The organism is Allostella sp., from assembly GCF_041913585.1.
Classification (GTDB): domain Bacteria; phylum Pseudomonadota; class Alphaproteobacteria; order ATCC43930; family Allostellaceae; genus Allostella.
Genome location: NZ_JAYSFE010000061.1, coordinates 1 through 18,306 on the forward strand (window position 1 = coordinate 1; position 18,306 = coordinate 18,306).

Sequence of the window (18,306 nt, forward strand, 5' to 3'; positions counted from 1 at the left end):
GCCGAGGCCGGGGCCGTCCGGCACCCGCATCCGGCCGCCGGGGGCGTCGGTCCAGGTGCCGAACAGGCTTGCCTCGAGGTCGACGTGCAGGCGCTCGACCAGCGGCGGCGCCGGGCAGGCGGCGACGAGGTGCAGGGTCGCGATCAGGCCGGGGCCGAAATAGGGCGCGTGCGGCGTCACCTGGACGTTGTGGGCGGCGGCGATCGCCATCACCTCGCGCATGGCGCTGACGCCGCCGATCTTGGTGACGCTGGGCTGGCCGATGTCGACGCCGCCGGCGCGGAAGAGGCCGGCGAACTCCATTGGGCTCGCCACGTTCTCGCCGGCGGCGAGGGGGATGCGGGTGCGGGCGCGCAGGGCCGCGAGGCCCTGGTGGTTCTCGGGCGGCCAGACCGGCTCCTCCAGCCAATGGAGGTCGAGGGGCTCCAGCCCGCGCGCCATCGCGATCGCCTCCTCGAGCGTCCACGGGCAGTTGGTGTCGAGCATGATCGCGACGTCGGGCCCGGCCGCCGCGCGCGCCGCGGCGACGGCGGCGAGGGTGATCTCGTGCAGCTTGACGTGGCGATGGCCGCGGGCGACGGCGGCTTCGGTGACGCGCCCGACCACGTCGGGGTCGGTGTAGCGCAGCAGGCTGGCGTAGGTCGCGAGGTCCGTCCGGCCGCTGCCGCCGAGCAGGCGATGGAGCGGCAGCCCGGCCGCCTTGCCGGCGATGTCCCAGAGCGCGATGTCGAGGCCGGAGAGGCCGAAGGTCACCGGCCCGTTGCGCCCGAAGACATGCAGTTGCTGCTGCAGGTCGCGGGAGATGCCGGCGATGTCGCGGGCGTCGCGCCCGACCGCGAGCGGCGCGATCTGGGTCTCGATCGCCGCCCGCGTCGCCGGGATGCAGTTGAAGCCGAAGGCCTCGCCCCAGCCGGTGATGCCGGCATCGGTCTCGACCCGGACCAGGAGCGTGTCGAGCGTCGTCCAGACCTTGCCCCCGAAGCCGGTCGGCGGCCCGTCGTGGCGGAAGGGCAGGCGGACGGCGATGGTCTCGACGGCGACGATCTTCATGGACGCGAGCCTAGGCCGAGGGAAGGCGGTCGTGGAAGGCCGCCAATGCCGCATCGAAGGCCGCCGGCTGCTCGATGTTCGAGAGGTGCGAGGCGTCGTCGAGGACGACGAGGGTGCTGCCGGGGATGCCGCGGTGGATGACGGCCGACGCTGCGACCGGTGTCGCCGGGTCGTCGCGGCCGACGATGACCAGGGTCGGCACGCGGATGTCGCCGATCCGGTCGCGCAGCGCCAGCGTCTGGATCGCGCCGCAGCAGCCGACATAGCCGGCGACCGGCGTGTTGCGGATGTCGGCGCGCACGGCATCGAGGATTGGCGGGTTGCGGGCGACGAAGGGCGCCGTGAACCAGCGCGCGACGGTCGGCTCGACGAGCGGCGCCATGCCGTCCCGCCGGGCCAGGTCCATGCGTCCCTCGAGCGCGGTGCGGAAGCTGTCGGGAACCTCGCACATGGTGTCGCAGAGCACGACCGAGCGCAGCAGCCCCGGGTGCTTGGCGGCCAGCGTCATGCCGATCATGCCGCCCATCGACAGGCCCATGAAATCGACCGGCCCGAGGCCGAGATGGCCGAGGAGCGCGGCGAAGTCTCCGGCGAGCCCGTCGAGGTGGTAGGGGCCATCCGGCGCGTCGCTGCCGCCATGGCCGCGCATGTCGACCGCGAGCACCCGGAAGCGGGTGGTGAGATAGGGCATCTGCGGCGCCCACATGGCGAGCGATGCGGCCAGCGAATGGGCCAGGACGATCACCGGGCGATCCTCGGGCCCGTCGAAGCGGTAGTGGATGCGGTGGCCGTCGACGGCGAGATGCGGCATGGGATGCCCTCGTGGATGACCCGGCCGGCCGGCCGGGCTAAGGTCGCGCCCCCGAGCGGGGCTCTCGGATCATTCGACGGCCGGCACCGTCGGCGCAAGCGCCCCGTCCCAGCAGACATCCCGAAAAGGAAGCCGCAGAGAATGAGCGCGATCGACGTTCCGCCCGGGTTCGAGGCGATCCCGTCCGGCAAGGACCGCTATGCCGGCGGGCTCGGCCCGTTCTACCGCAAGCCGCTGGAGGACGGCCGCTGGCTGTTCGGCTTCCGGGCCGAGCCCCGCCACCTCAATTCGAACCAGGTGGTCCACGGCGGCTGTCTGATGTCGTTCGCCGACGAGATGCTGGGGATCACGGTGTTCTTTGCCGGCGGCCGCCGGCGCTGCGCCACCATCAGCCTCAACAACGAGTTCGTCGCGGCGGCCAAGGAGGGAGACTGGATCCTCGGCACGCCGGAACTGGTGCGGGTGACGAAGTCGGTGGTGTTCGTGCGCGGCACGTTGACGGTCGAGGATCGCACCATCCTGACCTCGAGCGGCATCTGGAAGCTGATCGGTCAGCACTGACGACCCTCGGCGATGCGGTCGTCGAGATAGCGGCGCCGGTCGGCGAGCACCCTGGCGGCGATCGCGGCGGCGTGGGCTGCGGCCGCCGCCGGCGGCAGCCCGCCGGCCAGCGCGTCGAGCAGGCCGGCGGCGAAGAAGTCGCCGGCGCCGGTCGTGTCGGTGCCGGCCGGCAGCGGCGGAACCGGCACCGCGTCGGCGCCGCCGTCGGAGATCACGGCCACCGGTTCTGGCCCGGCGGTCAGGAAGAGGTGGCGGAAGTCGGGTCCGGCGACGCCGCGCGCTCGCTCGCGGAGCGCCGCGTCCGGCGCCTTGAGATCGGCGCGCGAGCCGACGAGCACCGCGGCCGGCCGGCGCTCGGCGGCGTCGAGCGGCATCTGGGCGACGGTCCGCGCCGCCGGCGCATCCCGGCAGTCGGGCCGGTCGCGGACGTTGAGATAGACGAGATCGGCGTCTCCGGCCGCGACCGGGCGGGTCAGGCGGCGCGGCCGGGTCGGCAGCAGGATGGTCCGCTCGCCCGCCGGATCGAGCAGGATCTCCAGCGGCTCGGTCGGCTGGTCCACCGTCTCGACCGCCGCCATCCCGAAGCCCCGGGCGGCGAGCGCGGCGCGGTGGCGCCGGCCCTCGGCGTCGCCGGACAGCGCCGTCGCCAGGGTCACGCGATGGCCCAGCGCCAGGAGGACGCTGCCGGTGTGGAAGCCGCCGCCGCCGTAGCGCCGCTCGACCCGGCGATGGCGCTGCCGGCCGCCGGGCACCAGCGGCCCCTCCAGGTGCCAGACGCGGTCGATGTGGGCGCTGGCGACGAGGAGGAAATGGGCCATCAGCGGCCGGTGAAGCTCGGCTTGCGCTTCTCGATGAAGGCGTCGACGGCCTCGCGGTGATCCTCGCCGGCCGTCACCACGGCGTAGTGGGAGGAGATCATGTCTAGGCTGGTGCGGAGGTCGGTCCGCATCCCCTGGTAGACCGCGCGCTTGATGAGGCGGGCGGCGAGCATGGCACTGCCGGCGATCTTGCGCGCGACCCCGTAGACATGCGGCAGCAACTCCTCGTCCGGCACCACCTTGTTGACGAGGCCGATGTGCTCGGCCTCGGCGCCCTCGACGAAGTCGGCGGTCCAGAACAGTTCCAGCGCCTTGGCGACCCCCACGACGCGCGGCAGGTACCAGGTGCCGCCGGCGCCGGGGACCAGCCCGACGCGGACATAGGTCTCGGCGAAGCGGGCCGAGGCGGCGGCGTAGCGCAGGTCGCCCTGCAGCGCGAGGTCCATGCCGGCGCCGGTCGCGGCGCCGTTGACCGCCATCAGCACCGGCTTGTCGAGATCCTCGAGCGACAGCGGGATGCGCTGGATCCGGGTCCACAGCTCGTTCTTGCGCTGCAGCGGCGTCTGGGCGAGGCGGTCCTTCATCTCGACGATGTCGCCGCCGGCGCAGAAGGCCTTGCCGGCGCCCGTCACCACCAGGACCTTGATCGCGTCGTCGCGGCGCACCTCCTGGATGCGCTCGACCCAGGCATCGATCATCTCGAAAGTGAAGGCGTTCATCCGCTCCGGGCGGTTGAGCGTCAGCGTGGCGATTCCGTCCGCGACGGCGAACTCGATCTGGTCGGTCATGTCGGTTCCTTGGGCCGCTGGCGGACTAGCGCGTCGACGACGGTGAGGCCCTGTCCGGCGGGGTGGACGATCACGGGGTTGAGCTCGATCTCGGCGATGCGGCCGGCGAAATCGTGGGCGAGGCGCGACAGCCGCGCCACGAGGTCGGCGAAGGCGGCGCGGTCGGCGGCGGGCGCGCCGCGCCAGCCGGCCAGGAGGCGGCGGCCGGCGAGGCGCTCGACCAGTTCCTCGGCCTCCGTCGTGGCGAGCGGCGCCGGCGCCACGGCAATGTCGCCCAGCAATTCGACGAGGACCCCGCCCAGGCCGACGCTGACCTGCGGCCCGAAGCCGGGATCGACGACGACGCTGGCCAGCATCTCGACGCCCCGGGCCGCCATCGGCTGGACCAGCACGCCGCGGATGTCCGCCTCCGGCCGCGCGGCGCGCACCCGCTCCAGCATCGCCGCGCAGGCGCGGGCGACGGCATCGGCGTCGACCAGCCCGAGCGCGACGGCGCCGGCATCGGTCTTGTGCGGGATGTCGGGCGACTGGATCTTGAGGGCGACGGGGAAGCCCAGATCCGCGGCCGCCCAGGCCGCTTCCTCGGGCGTACGGGCGAGGCGGGCCGGCGCGGTCGGAATGCCGTAGGCGGCGAGCAGCGGCGCGGCCTCGTACTCGCACAGGGTCTCGCCGGCCGCGTCCAGCGCCCGGGTCGCGGCGGCGACGTCGCCCGGCGGCGGCGGCGCCAGGCGCGGCCGGCGGGCCGCGTGCCAGGTCGCGAGCGCCTCGAGGCCGCGGGCGACCCCGGCCAGGCTGGTGTAGAGCGGCAGCCCGATCGCGGCCAGCGTCTCGGCCGCGGCGGGAGCGGGCAGGGGATAGGTGTAGAAGAGGATCGGCCGCGGGCTCGATTTCGCCAGCGCCGCCAGCCGGTCGCGCTCGGCGGGCAGCCGCGGATCGGCCGCGAGCGAGGAGACGTTCACCAGCGCGTCGATGCCGTCCGCCTCCGCCAGGACTTCCAGGCTGCGCACCCGGTGGTCGTTCTCCATGGCATTGGCGGTGATGTCGACGGGATTGAAGGCCGCGCCGAAGGGCGGCAGATACTCGCGGATGCGCGCCTGCACTTCGGCCGCCAGCGCCGGCACCGTGAAGCCGTGCGCTTCGAGCGTGTCGGCCATCCACCCGCCGACCCCGCCCGAGATGGTGACGATGCCGACGCGGCGGCCGGCGAGCGGCGGGCACAGCGCCAGCGCCTGGGCGGCGTCGAGCATCGCGTCCTGGTCGTCGACGCGGATGATGCCGAGGTGGCGGAAAACCGAATCGTAGGCCGCGTCGGCGCCGGTCAGGCTGGCGGTGTGCGACAGCGCGGCGCGCCGGCCGGCGTCCGAGCGCCCGACCTTGGCGACGACGATCGGTTTGCCGGCGGCGAGCGCCCGCTCGGCGGCGGCGCGGAAGCGGTCGCCGCGGCGGACCGACTCCAGGAACATGCAGACGACGGCGGTGGCGGGATCGTCGACCAGGAAGTCGAGCACGTCGCTGGCGTCGATGTCGGCCTCGTTGCCGGTATTGACGACGTGGCTGAAGGCGAGGCGGCGGACGAGGCCGCGGTTGAAGATCGCGAAGCCGAGGCCGCCCGACTGCGACACGATGCCGATCCGACGACCCGCAGGCGCGCGCTGGGCAGGCAGGGCGGCGAAGTCGATCGCCGGGCTGAAGGTGGCGCAGACGGCGCCGGCGACATTGAGGAAGCCGACGCTGTTGGGGCCGCCGACGCGCATTCCGGTGCGGGCGGCGATCGCCGAAACCTCGTCCTGCAGGCCACGCTTCTCTCCGCCCTCTTCGGCAAACCCACCGGAATAGACGAGCGCGCTGCGGACGCCGGCGGCGGCGCATTCCTCCAGCACGCCCGGGACGCGCTCGGACGGGATGGCGATCAGGGCGAGGTCCGGCGGGGCCGGCGTGGCGGCGATGCTGGGATAGGCGGCGAGGCCCTGGATCGTCGCCGCCGTCGGGTGGACGGGATGGATCGGCCCGGCAAACCCGCCTTTGACGAGCTGGGCCAGGATGCGGCCGCGCAGCCGGGTCGGGTCGTCGGAGGCGCCGACGACGGCGACCGAGCGCGGTGCGAAGAAGGGCGCGAGCGGGTGGGTCAAGGTCGGCGCATCAGGCTCGCGTCAGCCAGGGCCAGAGGCCGGCGGCGCCGACCGAGGCGACGTGGCGTCCGAGGTCGATCGACCAGTCGCTCTCGCGGCCGCACTCGTCCCGCCAGGACCACAGCCGGCGGGTGAAGTGGTGCAGCGTGTGCTCGTGGGTGAAGCCGATCGCTCCCATGACCTGATGGGCATATTCCGCCGCCTTGCCGGCGGCCTCGCCGCAGCGGACCTTGGCGGCGGCGACGGCGAGGAAGGCCTCCGGTCCGTCGAGCCGTTCGGTGGCGAGTCGGGCGGCGACGGCGGAGGCCGCCACCTCCTCGGCCATCAGGGCGAGCTGGTGCTGGATCGACTGCTGCTTGCCGATCGGCCGGCCGAACTGCACCCGGTCGTTGGCGTAGGCGACGGCGATGTCGAGGATGGTCTCCATCGCCCCCAGCATCAGCAGGCTGCGCGTCCAGGCGCCGTCGAGCCGCAGACCCGCGGCGTCGACCGGGGCCGGGGCATGGGCCAGGACCGGGCCGTCGATCGTCACCGTGTCCCGGGGTTCGCCGGCGAGGCTGCGCCCGGGCTCGATGCGGGCCCGTGCCGGGTCGGCGACCAGGACCTCGCCATCGACGAGCAGCACCAGCGCCTTCGCCCGGGAGGCCCAGCCGACGCCGTAGAAGGTACCCATGGCGCGCCCGTCGACGAAGGCAGCGCGGTCCCGCGGGTCGGTCGGGGCCAGCGCCAGCGGCCCGTCCGGCGCATCGAGGCCGGCGCGCTGCAGCATGCGGCGGGCGAGCAGCGTCTCGGCCAGCGGCAGCGGCACCGCGTGGCGGCCGGCGGCGCGCAGCACGGCGGCCGCGTCGGAGAGGCCGGTCTCGGGGTCCGCGAAGGCTTCCAGCAGTCCGGTCTCCTCGACCGCGCGCCACAGGGCTTCGGGAAAGGTCCCGGCCTCGGCGGCATCGAGAAGGTCCTTGCCGACGGCGTCCCGGAAGAGGCGGTCGGCGGTATCGAAGACGAGATCGGTCATCGCAGGCCCAGTCCCCGGGCGATGATGCCGCGGAGGATCTCCCGCGTTCCGCCGCGCAGCGTGATGGAGGGAGCGTTCAGGACGGATTCGGCCTGGATCGCCGCGAAATCGTCGTTGGCGCCGGCGACCGGCAGGGTCATCGGCGCGACGAGGCGGGCGACCTCCGGGATCGCGCGCTCGAAGGCGTTGCCGAGATCCTTGACGCACGCCGCCTCGAGGTTCGGCGTTTCGCCGGCCTGCAGCATGCCGGCGATCGACAGCGACATGCCGCGCAGCGCCCAGAGATGGGCGACGAAGCGCCCGATCTGCTCGGCGACCCGGTCGTCGGGGTCGCCGCCGCCCTGTTCGACCAGCGCCGCGAGCAGGCGGTAGGTCGAGAGGAAGCGCTCCGGTCCGCTGCGCTCGAAGGCGAGTTCGCTGGTGACCTGCTTCCAGCCGTCGCCCGGCTGGCCGACCAGCATGTCGTCGGCCAGGAAGACGTCGTCCAGCACCACTTCGTTGAAGTCGTGCTGTCCGGAGAGGTTGCGGATCGGCCGGATCGAGACGCCCGGCGCCTTCAGGTCGAGGATGAACTGCGACAGGCCGGAATGCCGGTCCGGGTCGGGCGGTCCGGTGCGGACCAGTGTGATCGCGTAGTCCGAGACATGGGCGTTCGAGGTCCAGACCTTGCGGCCGGTGACGCGCCAGCCGCCCTCGACCTTGGTGCCGCGGGTCCGGATCGAGACGAGGTCGGAGCCGGAATCGGGCTCGCTCATGCCGATGCTGAAGAAGATCTCGCCACGGGCGATGCGCGGCAGGAAGCGCTGCTTCTGTGCCTCGGTGCCGACGCGCAGGATGAGCGGGCCGCTCTGCCGGTCGGCGATCCAGTGGGCGGTGACGGGGGCGCCCGAGACCAGCAGTTCCTCGGTGACGACGTAGCGCTCGAGGCCGCTGCGCTCGTGGCCGCCATACTGGCGCGGCCAGGTCATGCCGATCCAGCCGCGGGCGCCGAGCAGCCGGCTGAAGGCGACGTCGGTATGGGTGCCGAAATCGCCGCGCGGCGACCAGGTGCCCTTGGCCCGTTCCTCGGCGAGGAAGCGGCGGACCTCTTCCCGCAGGGCAGCCGCCTCCGGCGGCAGGGTGGGCGGATCGAAACGCAATGCCGTCATGAGGGCTCCGGTTCAGGCGGAGAAATGGCGCAGGACGCGACCGGGGCCGGTCGCCGGCCGCGCGTGGTCCCGGCCGTCATGGACCCGGACGCCGTTGACCCAGACGCCGTGCATGCCGATCGGGTCGCGCACCATGCGGCTGTCGCCGCCGGGCAGGTCCGGCACGCGCCGTGCCCGGGGGCTGGGTGCGATCCGCGCCGGGTCGAAGAGCATCAGGTCGGCCGGCGCCCCGACGGCGATCCGGCCGCGGTCGGGAATGCGGTAGATACCGGCCGGCTTGGAGGTCAGCTGGCGGACCGCCTCCTCCAGCGTGAAGGCCCGGCGGTCGCGGACCCAGTGCCCGAGCAGATGCAGACCGTAGCCGGCGTCGCAGAGGAAGCTCAGGTGCGCGCCCGCGTCGGACAGCGCGATGACCCCGTTCGGGTGCTGCAGCATCGGCTGGAGCTGGTCCTCGTCGGCGTTGATGAGCTGCGCCGAGAACAGGGTCGCGAGCCCTTCCGCGAGGCCGAGATCGAAGAAGGTGTCGACCGGGTCGGCTCCCGAGGCGGCGGCGAGGTCGGCGATGGAGCGCCCCTCGGCCGCGCGCTTGGCGTCGGTCGCCGCCTGCCCGACCTGGACGCGCGACCAGTTGCCGTAGAAGAGCTTGCCCTTCTTGGGCGTGCCCAGCGTCGCCCGGAAGCGGTCGCGAAAGCCCGGGTCGGCGAAGTGCCGCATCAGCGTCGACGGCTCGGCGCCGCGCAGGTCGTCCCAGACGTCGAGGCTGGAGAGCGGGTAGGCATTGGCCAGCGTGAATTCCATCGTCAGCGGCTGGCACGACGTCTGGCCATAGACCTCGACCCCGCGCTCGGCGGCGGCGGCGCAGTCGCGGAGCTGGCCGGGGCCGCGGTCGGGGAAGGTGTCGTTCTGGAACACCGACGAGAAGATCACCGGCCGGCGGATGTCGCGCCCGAGGCTCTCCAGGAAGGCGACGCTGGTGTTGGGGCCGGCGGTCATCTGGTAGACGCCGCGACCGGCCGCGCCGAGCGTCCCGGCTAGCGTCCGGATCTCGCCCTCGTCGGCGAGGCGCGACGGCATCGGGACGCCGCCATAGCCGTTGTGGTTCTCGGAGTGCGAGGAGGCGAAGCCGACGGCGCCGGCCGCCAGGGAGTCGGCGACCAGCGCCCGCATCGCCGCGATCTCGTCCGCGGTCGCCGGGCGCTCGGAGGCGGCTTCGCCCATGACCGCCGAACGCACGGTGGAATGTCCGACGAAGGCGGCGACGTTGAGGTGCGGCCCCTTCGACTGGACGAGATCGAGATACTCGCCGAAGCCCTCGAAGCGCCAGTCGATGCCGGTCCTGAGCGAGGCCAGCGACATGCCCTCGACTTCGGACAGGTTGCGGGCGACGAGGTCGCGGCGCTCGGGCGGGCAGGGCGCGATCGAGAAACCGCAATTGCCCATCACCACCGTGGTGACGCCGAGGGCCGTCGACGGCGAGGCGGTCGGGTCCCAGGTGAGCTGGGCGTCGTAGTGGGTGTGGACGTCGACGATGCCGGGGGCGAGGACGAGGCCGTCGGCCGCCACGGTGTCGCGTGCGGGCTCGGCGAGACGGCCGATGGCGGCGATGCGCCCGGCGGCGACGCCGAGGTCGGCGGTGGCCGCGGGCGCACCGGTGCCGTCGACGATCTGTGCCCCGCGGAAGATCAGGTCGAGCATGAAGGGGGTCCCGGACGACGAATGCGATTGGGGGAGGTTAGAGGAGCGGCTGCCGGCATGGAACCGTCACGCCGGCCGCGCCGCCCGGCGGTCGGCGCGGATGTTCCAGACGACCAGCGGGATCATGACCGCCACGCCGGCCAGATGCAGCAGGCGCTCGTTCGGCCAGAGCAGTGCCAGGAAGCAGCCGGCGAGCACGATGCGGACCGGCCAAGACACCGGTGCCTCGCCATGCCCCTCCCAGGCCACGGCGAAGGCGTAGAGGGCGAAGGCGCAGTAGATCGAGAGTTCGAGGTCGATCCAGAAGCTGTTGCCGATGAAGGGCGTGTAGGCGAAGAGCAGGGGGACGATGTAGAGCCCCTTGGCGAGCCGCCAGGCGGTGAACCCGGTTCCCATCGGCGGCCCCTTGGCGATGGCGGCGGCCGCGAAGGCCGCGAGGCAGACGGGCGGCGTCACGTTCGAATCCTGGCTCAGCCAGAAGATGATGAGATGCGCCGCCAGCAGGGCCGCCGCCACCGCCTGCGGCGCCACGGTGTGGTCGACGACCATGCGCTTCATCTCGGCCGGCACCCGGTCGAGCAGTGCCGCGGCGGTGGCGCTGTCCATCGGCTGCCCGATCGCCGCCATCTGGTCGGGCGCCACCAGCATCAGCACCGCCTTGACGCTGTCGGCGATCTGGCCCGAGGCGATCGCCGCGACGAGATCCTGGCGGAGGATGAGGTCGGCCAGTGCCGGCGCCGAGAGCGTCGCCAGCACGATGTAGGCGGCCGTCACCGGCAGGCCCATGCCGAGCACCAGCGAGGCGATGGCGATGAGGATGAGAGCGATCAGCAGGTTGTTGCCGGCCCACTGGTTGATCATGAGCGAGAAGGTGTTGCCGAGGCCGGTCGTCGTCACCGCGTTGATGACGATGCCGATCGCGACCAGCAGGACCGCCGTCAGGATCATGTTCTTCGATCCGGTCGCGAGCGCGTCCAGGATGCCGGCGGGTCCGATCTTCTTCGGCGACAGCCAGGACGCGACGACGACGGCGACGATCCCGAAGCCGGCGGCATAGGGCGGCGAGTAGCCGCTGACCAGCATCCCGACCAGGACCGCGATCGGGGCAAAGAAGGAGATGGCGCCGTCCCGCAGCACCGCGAGCAGGGCCGGCGGGTTCTCGTCGGCGAGCGTCAGCCCGTGCTTCTTCGCCTCGATGCGGACGTAGAAGCCGACGGAGAGGAAATAGAGGATGGCCGGCAGGACGGAGACGGCGGCGATGTAGAGGTAGTCGATCTGCAGGTAGCTCGCCATGACGAAGGCCCCGGCCCCCATCACCGGCGGCATGATCTGGCCGCCGGTCGAGGCCGTCGCCTCGACGGCGCCGGAGAAGCGCGGCGAGTACCCGGCCCGCTTCATCAGGGGGATGGTGACGACGCCGGTCGACACGACGTTCGCCACCGCCGAGCCGGAGATGGTGCCGAACAGGGCCGAACCGATGACGGCGACGAAGCCGGGACCGCCGGCGAGGCGGCCGGCCACGGCGCGGGCGAAGTCGATGATGAAGTCGCCGGCGCCGGAGCGCATCAGGAAGGCGCCGAAGAGGATGAACATGACGATGTCGCGGGCGCCGATCTGGGCGACGTTCCCCAGCATCCCGTCGTCGGTGTAGAAGCCGCGGAACAGCATCGTCTCGAAGGAGAGGCCGGGAAAGGTCAGCATTCCCGGGACGTACTTTCCCCAGACGGTGACGTAGGTGAAGAAGACGATGATGATGATCGGGATCGTCATCCCGGTGGTGCGCCGGGTGAACTCGACGGCGAGTAGCGCCGCGGCCGCCGTCATCATCCAGTCGATCGTCTCGAAGCTCGAGCCTCTGGCGTAGAACGCGGTCTCGCCGAGGACGAGGTAGAGGAAGCAGCCGACGGCGATCAGGCCGAGCACGATGTCGAGCGCCAGGACGAGGCGTCGGCCGGCCGCCGAACGCGCGTGCCAGGCGGGATAGACCAGGGCGCAGAGCAGGCCGAAGGACGCGAAGTGGAATGCCGAGAGGTGCAGTTCCGACGGCGTCGCCAGGACGTTCAGATAGATGTGGGCGAGCGCGACCAGGATCGCGACCGCGTGGATGGCGAGGCGCAGCGGGCCGGACTGGCCACGCGTGACCAGTCCGGATCCGCCCTCGCGGTCCATCGGACCGCCTGCCACGACGTCGGTGGCGGCCATCGCGGCCGCGCTCCCGGGTGCCGGCCCCTCAGTTGGCGATCAGCCGGGCCGGGATCGTCAGTCCCTTCTCGCGATAGTACTTGGTCGCGCCCGGATGCAGCGGCAGCGGCACACCCGACATCGCCCGCTCGAGCGACATCTCCTTGGTCGATGCGTGGATGTTGTTGAGGAACGGCAGGTTCTCGTAGATCGTCTTGGTGACGAGATAGACGTCGTTCTCCGGCAGCGCGTCGTTGACGGCGAGGAAGTTCGTGTAGGCCGAGGTCTTCACGTCCTTCTCGAGCCCCGGGTAGGTGCCGGCCTTGATCGTGTGGTGGAAGAAGAGGCCGGTGCCGCCGTCGAGCTTCTTCAGTTCCTCGTCCGTCACTTCCAGCAGCACGGCGTCCTTCCCGGCCTTGGCGAAGATCTGGGTGACCGACGCGACCGGGATGCCGGCCGACGCGTTGGTGCCGTCGATCTGCCCGTTGTTGAAGCTGTCCGCGCTGGGACCGTAGCCCTGGTAGACGAGATCGAACTTGGTGTAGTCAACCCCGAGATTCGGGAAGATGAACTTGTTGAGCGATTCCAGTCCCGAGTTGCGGGCGCCCATCGAGTATTTCCGACCGTAGAGGAGCTTCAGGTCCTCCAGCGTGCCGGTCTTGGTCAGCGACTTGCGCTGGACGTGGTGGTCGACGTTCGACCACAGGCTGGTGATGCCGCGGAGATGCTTCTGCGGGCCGACCTGGGCGAACTCGTCCTTGCCGTCCCAGGCGTTGCGCGCCACGAGCCCGAGGATGATGCCCATCTGCGCCTGGTTCTCGCGCATCAGCTTCACGTTCTCGGTCGATCCCGCCGAACTGATGGCCGAGATGTCGATCTTCTCGGTCGTCTGCAGCTTGACCTTGGCGAGCGTCGCCAGCGCCACGCCGACCGGGTAGTAGGTGCCGCCGGTGGTCGCAGTGGTCAGGATGTAGGAGCGCGGCGCCTGGGCCGCCGCCGAGCCGGCGGCGAGCACGAGGGCAAAGGCGACGGCGGTCGCACGGATCTGCATGGTGTCGTCCTCCCGTTGGTGCCGTCGGGCGCCACGGGCGGCGATCGACGGGCATTTCCTCGCTCGGCCGCCGTCTTCTCGATGGACGGCGTGCCGTGTCCATTCCTGGCTAGCATCCGGGACGCCGGCGCATCAACCGGCGTCGGAGATTTCTCCGAGGATGTGTGCGGAACGCGGATCGTCCGGCGTGCCTTCCAGCGGCGGTGGCGGCCGCCAGGCGACGACGCGCTCGATCTCGGCGGCGAGCGCCAGGTCGCGCGCCGTGATGCCGCCCGATTCGTGCGTGTCGAGGCGGATGGTCAGCCGGTCCCACGACAGGAGCATGGTCGGGTGGTGCCAGGCCGCCTCGGCGAGATGGGCGACGGCGCCCGCCGCGAGCATCGTCGCCTTCCAGCCGCCGGTCCGGAAGGTGCGCTCGATGGCGCCGCCGTCGCGCCGCCATCGCGGCAGGGTCGCCGCCAGCTGCGCGTCGACCGCGGCGTCGGCGAGGAGCGGCGGCGGCGTCCGCGTCATGCCGATCCCTCCGATCGCCGGCGCTCGATCTCGACGCCGACGGTGGCGCCCGGGATCACGTCCGGCTTCTCGACCCGCACGGTGACCCGGATCGTGCGGGGATCGGCGAGCGCCATGCGGGCGATGCGGTCGGCCAGCGTCTCGGCGAGGTTGTAGTGGGTGTCGGCGACGAGCGCGCGCACCCCTTCGACGATGTCGCCGTAGGAGACGACGCGCCGCAGCGCGTCCTCCGGCTGGCGCGGATCGGGCCGGGCCTCCAGCGTCACGTCGATCCGGACGCGCTGGCGGGCATGGCGCTCGTGGGCGAAGGCGCCGATCGAGGCGGCGACCATGAGGTCGCGGACGAGAATGCGGTAGGGAGCGTCGGCGGGCATGGCGGCACCGCCATCATAGCCGCGGCGGCGGCGACCCGCGACCGGTGCGACGGGAGGCCGCTCGCGACGGGCGACGTCGGACGCCGGGCGGCGCTATCGTCGGCAGGCGGACGGCGGAAGGCGGCACGGCCATGGACCTCTCGACCCTGAACATCACGCGCGCCGACGGCGCGGCCTTCGCCTGCTTCCTCGTCGCCTGGGTCGGCTACGCCTATGTCGCCGACCACAGCCGCTGGGGCCGGGGGAACCTGATCACCACCGTTCACGAACTGCGACGGCGCTGGATGGAGGAGGCGGTGCGGCGCGAGAACCGCATCGGCGACACCAACCTCCTCGGCAACCTGATGCGCAGCGTCACTTTCTTCACCTCGACGACCATCTTCATCCTGGGCGGCCTTCTGGCGGTGCTGGGAGCGGCGGAGCGCGCCCAGGACATCCTCCAGGGCCTGCCCTTCGCGACCCCGACCAGCAAGGCTTTCTGGGAGCTGAAGATCCTGGTGCTCCTGTCCGCCTTCACCTACGACTTCTTCAAGCTCACCTGGTCGATCCGCCAGTTCAACTATTGCTGCATCCTGCTGGGGGCCGCCCCTGCGGCCGACGGCGATCCGCGGGAGCTCGAAGCCTGCGCCGCCCGTGCGGCCCGTGTCGCCAACCTCGCCGGCGACAACTTCAACTCCGGCCTGCGGGCCTACTATTTCGGACTGGCGGCGCTGTGCTGGTTCGTCCACCCGGCGCTCTTCGCCGCGGCCACCCTGTGGGTCGTCCTGGTACTCTATCGTCGCGAATTCCGCTCCCGGACCCGCGCCGCGTTGCGTGGCGGATGAGTACGGGCGGACCGGGGAACGCGGCAAGGTTACAGAGAGTTAATCCTCCCGAAACGTTTGGATGCCGGCGCTCACCCGTTCTTCGGATGACGGGGAGCAGCGAGGCTCCAGCCCACGGAGGAGATCCAGACATGACCCGGATCGTCGGTGTCTTGAAGCCGCTGCTGGTCGTGACCGCCCTGGCCGGCATCCTGTCCGCCTGCCACTACCACGGCGGCCACTACGGATATCGCGACGGCGGCTACCATGGCCCGCGCGGCGGCTACGGCTACCAGGGCGGCTATCATGGCGGCTACCGCCACGGCTACTGGCGCTGATCCCGGCGCCGGTCCAGAGGGATTTGGGAAAGACGAAAGACAGGTGCCTGTCATGGAACATGAACGCCGTTTCGTGATCCGCGGCCTCCTCGCCGCCGCCCTGCTGGCGGCGCCGCTCGCGGCCCTCGCGGCCCCGGCCGCCGCCCCGGTCGCGCGCGATCCGGCTGCGGAGCCCGTGCGCGCGACCGAGGTGCAGTACCGTCACGACCGTGACGTCCGCCGTGGTCCGCCGCCGCCCCGGCACGAGCGCATGGCGCGCCGGCCCCCCGGCCCCCGCGACCGCTACGTCTGGCGCAAGGGCTTCTGGGTCTACGAGGGCAACCAGTATGTCTGGCGCCCGGGCGTCTATGTCGAACGGCCGCGGCCGCGGGCCGTCTGGGTGCCGGACCGCTGGGTCCGCCGCGGCGGGCAGTGGGTCTACATCGAGGGACATTGGCGCCGCTGAGCCAGGCGCCGGACACGCCCGGGAGGGGTGCTCCCCCGACCGGGCGCGCCATGTCGGAGGATCGGATGTCGAAGCTTCGGTCGATTGCCAAACCGCTGGCCGTCGCGGCCGTCCTGGCCGCGACGCTCGGCGCCTGCGCCGTCTACGTTCCCGGGCCCCCGCCCGCGCCCGGCTACTATCGCGGCTACTACGCCCCGCCACCCCAGCATTACTACCAGTACGGCCCGTGGGGCCGGCCCTACTTCCGCCCCGGCTGAGCGGGCGGCGCCCGACCCATCGGCCCGGTCACCGCGCGTTCGGCCGGCGCTCGCGATCGGCGACCATCGCGAGGCAATGCCACAGCACGGTCGCGGCCAGGAACGCCGTCATCCCGCCGACGTCGTGCGGCGGGCTGACCGTGTTGACGTCGCAGGCGACGAGGCGGAAATCGCCGCAGCGGCGCAGGATGGCGAGCCCCTCGCGGGCGCTGGCGCCGCCCCAGGCCGGCGTACAGACCCCGGGTGCCGCCGCGGGGTCGAAAAAATCCATGTCGAAGCAGAGATAGACCGGTCGCCCGCCGATGCGCTCGCGCAGGCGGTCGAAGACCGCATCCGCGCCGTCCGCCATCAGCCGGTCCATGGTGACCAGGCCATAGCCGAGCGCCTCGGCGTGGGCGAAGACGCCGGGCACCATCGTCGGGCCGCGGGCGCCGACATGGAACGAGCGGGACGGATCGAGCACGCCCTCCTCGACGGCGCGGCTGAAGGTCGTCGCCGTGTTGTAGCCGTCGATCGGGTAGGCGTCGGTATGGGCGTCGATGTGGACGACGCAGAGATCGGGGAACTTGCGGTGGAGCGCGCGGAGCTGCGGCAGCGTCACCGCTCCGTCGCCGCCCATGGTGATCGGCACCGCGCCGGCGTCGACCGCGTGCCAGACGGCGGCTTCGATGGCGGCGAAGGAGGATTCGACCGCACTCGGCGTGACGGTCGCATCGCCGAGGTCGACGACGTTGAGCTCCGCCAGCGGATTGCGATCCGTGTCCGGGTCCCAGGCACGGAGCAGGCGCGACTGCTCGCGGATCGCGGCCGGACCCTGGCGGGAGCCGATGCGCACCGGATGGGTCCCGCAGTCGAAGGGCATGCCGATGACGACGGCGCGGCTGCCGGCGGCGCTGTCGGCGGCGGGTGCGTCCATGAAGGTCGGCGCCGGTCGGAAGAGGCGGGACATGCGGGGTCCTCGTCGAAGAATGCGCGGTCCGCGATCTTAGCGCCGAAGCCGCTTCGTCTGTCCAAGATCGGAGCCCCCGCCTAGAATGGCGGCAGTCTGCATTCCGATCGGGCAGGGACGAATGGGTCGGCCACTCTGGATCATCGTCGTCTCGGCCGGAATCATCCTCGGCATCATCGCCGGCATCCGCCAGGGCTTCGGCCTGTTCCTGCTGCCGATGAGTGCCGGGAACGGGGTCTCGCGCGAGGCCTTCGCCTTCTCCATGGGGCTGCAGAACCTGATCTGGGGGTTCGGCGCGCCGGTCGCGGGGGCGATCGCCGATCGCTACGGGCCGCGGCTGGTGGCCGCCGCCGGCATCCTCCTCTACGTCGCCGGGGTCGTGGTGATGGCGGCCGACTGGGGCGGCGGCCAGATGCTGGCGAGCGGCTTCCTGCTCGGCATCGGCATGAGCGGCGCCGGATTCTCGGTGGTGCTCAGTGCCGTCGGCCGGGCGGCGCCGCCGGCGCACCGGGCGAAGGCCCTGGCGCTGGCCAGCTTCGGCGGCTCGATCGGCCAGTTCATGGCCTTGCCCTACACCCACCTCCTCATTTCCGAGATCGGCTGGGTCACCGCCCTCCTGGTGCTCGGGGCGACGTCGCTCCTGGCGGTGCCGCTGGCGATGGGGCTTGGGCCCCGGGTCGTGCCCGCCGAGCCGGCTGCCGCCCGCCTCGGCCTCGGCGCGGCGCTCGGCGCGGCGGCGAGGGACCGCAGCTTCGTGCTGCTGACGGTCGGCTTCTTCGTCTGCGGCTTCCAGCTCGCCTTCATCATGGTCCACCTGCCGCCCTATCTCGGCGACAAGGGCATGGCGCCGTGGCTCGGGGCGGCCGCGCTGACGCTGGTCGGCGTCTGCAACATCGCCGGCACGCTCGCCTGCGGCTGGCTCGGCCAGCGCTTCGAGAAGCGCTTGGTGCTGACCGGGCTCTACCTCATGCGCACGGCACTGCTGGCGGGGTTCCTGCTGGCGCCGCTGAGCGAGGCCTCGGTGCTGGTCTTCGCCGCCGGCATGGGCTTCACCTGGCTGCCGACGATCCCGCTCACCAACGGCCTCGTCGCGCAGCTCTTCGGGCCGACCTACCTGTCGACGCTGTTCGGGGTGGTCTTCCTCAGCCACCAGGTCGGCGGCTTCGTCGGCCCCTGGCTCGGTGGCCTCGCCTACGACTGGACCGGGTCCTACGATGTGGTGTGGTGGATCTGCGCCGGGCTCGGCCTGCTGGCGGCGCTGCTGCACTGGCCGATCGACGAGCGACGGGCCGGGCGCGCGGCGCTCTCCCCATCGTCGGCCTGACCCCATCGTCGACATGACCCGATCGTCGACATGACCCCGCTTCCGACCATCGCCGCCTT

Annotated in this window: 19 protein-coding genes; 6 read left to right on the forward strand and 13 right to left on the reverse strand. The window is 72.0% G+C overall.

Going from position 1 to position 18,306, the window contains the following annotated elements; genetic code table 11:
- Both ACE3Q3_RS13055 and ACE3Q3_RS13060 read right to left on the reverse strand, forming a co-directional pair.
- On the reverse strand, window positions 1-1,050 hold a 1,050-nt coding region (locus ACE3Q3_RS13055; protein ID WP_374446727.1), incomplete at its 3' end, for a mandelate racemase/muconate lactonizing enzyme family protein.
- Window positions 1,051-1,060: 10 nt separating this feature from the next.
- On the reverse strand, window positions 1,061-1,861 hold the full coding sequence (locus ACE3Q3_RS13060) for an alpha/beta fold hydrolase (RefSeq protein ID WP_374446728.1): 801 nt from the start codon (window positions 1,859-1,861) through the stop codon (window positions 1,061-1,063).
- Window positions 1,862-2,002: 141 nt separating this feature from the next.
- Here ACE3Q3_RS13060 and ACE3Q3_RS13065 point away from each other — a divergent pair, with 141 nt between their 5' ends.
- A complete protein-coding gene (locus ACE3Q3_RS13065) occupies window positions 2,003-2,422 on the forward strand; it encodes a PaaI family thioesterase (protein ID WP_374446730.1) in 420 nt (139 codons plus the stop codon).
- On the opposite strand, the gene ACE3Q3_RS13070 is transcribed toward ACE3Q3_RS13065, so the two are convergent.
- From ACE3Q3_RS13070 to ACE3Q3_RS13115, 10 genes are all read right to left on the reverse strand, one after another.
- Window positions 2,413-3,240 (reverse strand): PfkB family carbohydrate kinase, encoded by an 828-nt coding sequence (locus ACE3Q3_RS13070; protein ID WP_374446732.1) that lies wholly within the window; start codon window positions 3,238-3,240, stop codon window positions 2,413-2,415. The genes ACE3Q3_RS13065 and ACE3Q3_RS13070 overlap by 10 nt on opposite strands.
- Window positions 3,240-4,028, reverse strand: coding sequence for an enoyl-CoA hydratase/isomerase family protein (locus ACE3Q3_RS13075; protein ID WP_374446734.1), 789 nt, complete (start codon window positions 4,026-4,028; stop codon window positions 3,240-3,242). Before ACE3Q3_RS13075 ends, ACE3Q3_RS13070 begins: the two co-directional genes overlap by 1 nt.
- Window positions 4,025-6,157, reverse strand: coding sequence for an acetate--CoA ligase family protein (locus ACE3Q3_RS13080; protein ID WP_374446736.1), 2,133 nt, complete (start codon window positions 6,155-6,157; stop codon window positions 4,025-4,027). Before ACE3Q3_RS13080 ends, ACE3Q3_RS13075 begins: the two co-directional genes overlap by 4 nt.
- A gap of 10 nt (window positions 6,158-6,167) precedes the next feature.
- Window positions 6,168-7,169 carry an acyl-CoA dehydrogenase family protein gene (locus ACE3Q3_RS13085; protein WP_374446738.1) on the reverse strand — a complete coding sequence of 334 codons (1,002 nt, stop codon included), beginning with the start codon at window positions 7,167-7,169 and terminating at the stop codon, window positions 6,168-6,170.
- Complete coding sequence (locus tag ACE3Q3_RS13090) at window positions 7,166-8,317, reverse strand: acyl-CoA dehydrogenase family protein (RefSeq protein WP_374446740.1); 1,152 nt, start codon at window positions 8,315-8,317, stop codon at window positions 7,166-7,168. Before ACE3Q3_RS13090 ends, ACE3Q3_RS13085 begins: the two co-directional genes overlap by 4 nt.
- A 12-nt stretch (window positions 8,318-8,329) precedes the next feature.
- The gene (locus tag ACE3Q3_RS13095) at window positions 8,330-10,012 is read right to left on the reverse strand and encodes an amidohydrolase family protein (protein ID WP_374446742.1); all 1,683 of its coding nucleotides are present in this window, start codon (window positions 10,010-10,012) and stop codon (window positions 8,330-8,332) included.
- 66 nt (window positions 10,013-10,078) lie between these two features.
- Window positions 10,079-12,214, reverse strand: a complete 2,136-nt coding sequence (locus tag ACE3Q3_RS13100; protein WP_374446743.1) for a TRAP transporter permease — start codon at window positions 12,212-12,214, stop codon at window positions 10,079-10,081.
- Between the two features lie 28 nt (window positions 12,215-12,242).
- On the reverse strand, window positions 12,243-13,244 hold the full coding sequence (locus tag ACE3Q3_RS13105; RefSeq protein WP_374446745.1) for a TAXI family TRAP transporter solute-binding subunit: 1,002 nt from the start codon (window positions 13,242-13,244) through the stop codon (window positions 12,243-12,245).
- Between the two features lie 132 nt (window positions 13,245-13,376).
- Window positions 13,377-13,757 carry a 4a-hydroxytetrahydrobiopterin dehydratase gene (locus tag ACE3Q3_RS13110; protein WP_374446747.1) on the reverse strand — a complete coding sequence of 127 codons (381 nt, stop codon included), beginning with the start codon at window positions 13,755-13,757 and terminating at the stop codon, window positions 13,377-13,379.
- Window positions 13,754-14,131, reverse strand: coding sequence for a dihydroneopterin aldolase (locus ACE3Q3_RS13115; protein ID WP_374446748.1), 378 nt, complete (start codon window positions 14,129-14,131; stop codon window positions 13,754-13,756). Before ACE3Q3_RS13115 ends, ACE3Q3_RS13110 begins: the two co-directional genes overlap by 4 nt.
- Before the next feature lie 131 nt (window positions 14,132-14,262).
- On the opposite strand from ACE3Q3_RS13115, the gene ACE3Q3_RS13120 reads away from it, so the two are divergent.
- The 4 genes from ACE3Q3_RS13120 (at window position 14,263) to ACE3Q3_RS13135 (ending at window position 15,974) form a co-directional block, all read left to right on the forward strand.
- The gene (locus ACE3Q3_RS13120) at window positions 14,263-14,955 is read left to right on the forward strand and encodes a DUF599 domain-containing protein (protein WP_374446750.1); all 693 of its coding nucleotides are present in this window, start codon (window positions 14,263-14,265) and stop codon (window positions 14,953-14,955) included.
- 131 nt (window positions 14,956-15,086) lie between these two features.
- Complete coding sequence (locus ACE3Q3_RS13125) at window positions 15,087-15,272, forward strand: hypothetical protein (protein ID WP_374446752.1); 186 nt, start codon at window positions 15,087-15,089, stop codon at window positions 15,270-15,272.
- Window positions 15,273-15,324: 52 nt separating this feature from the next.
- Window positions 15,325-15,717, forward strand: a complete 393-nt coding sequence (locus tag ACE3Q3_RS13130) for a hypothetical protein (protein WP_374446753.1) — start codon at window positions 15,325-15,327, stop codon at window positions 15,715-15,717.
- Between the two features lie 65 nt (window positions 15,718-15,782).
- Window positions 15,783-15,974: a hypothetical protein gene (locus tag ACE3Q3_RS13135; protein ID WP_374446755.1), complete on the forward strand. Its 192-nt coding sequence runs from the start codon at window positions 15,783-15,785 to the stop codon at window positions 15,972-15,974.
- A 28-nt stretch (window positions 15,975-16,002) separates the two neighbouring features.
- Here the strand turns inward: ACE3Q3_RS13135 and ACE3Q3_RS13140 are convergent, their stop codons facing one another.
- The gene (locus ACE3Q3_RS13140) at window positions 16,003-16,923 is read right to left on the reverse strand and encodes an arginase family protein (RefSeq protein WP_374446756.1); all 921 of its coding nucleotides are present in this window, start codon (window positions 16,921-16,923) and stop codon (window positions 16,003-16,005) included.
- Window positions 16,924-17,044: 121 nt separating this feature from the next.
- Between ACE3Q3_RS13140 and ACE3Q3_RS13145 the strand changes: the two genes are divergently transcribed.
- On the forward strand, window positions 17,045-18,247 hold the full coding sequence (locus tag ACE3Q3_RS13145; RefSeq protein ID WP_374446757.1) for an MFS transporter: 1,203 nt from the start codon (window positions 17,045-17,047) through the stop codon (window positions 18,245-18,247).
- The last annotated feature ends 59 nt before the right edge of the window (window positions 18,248-18,306 follow it).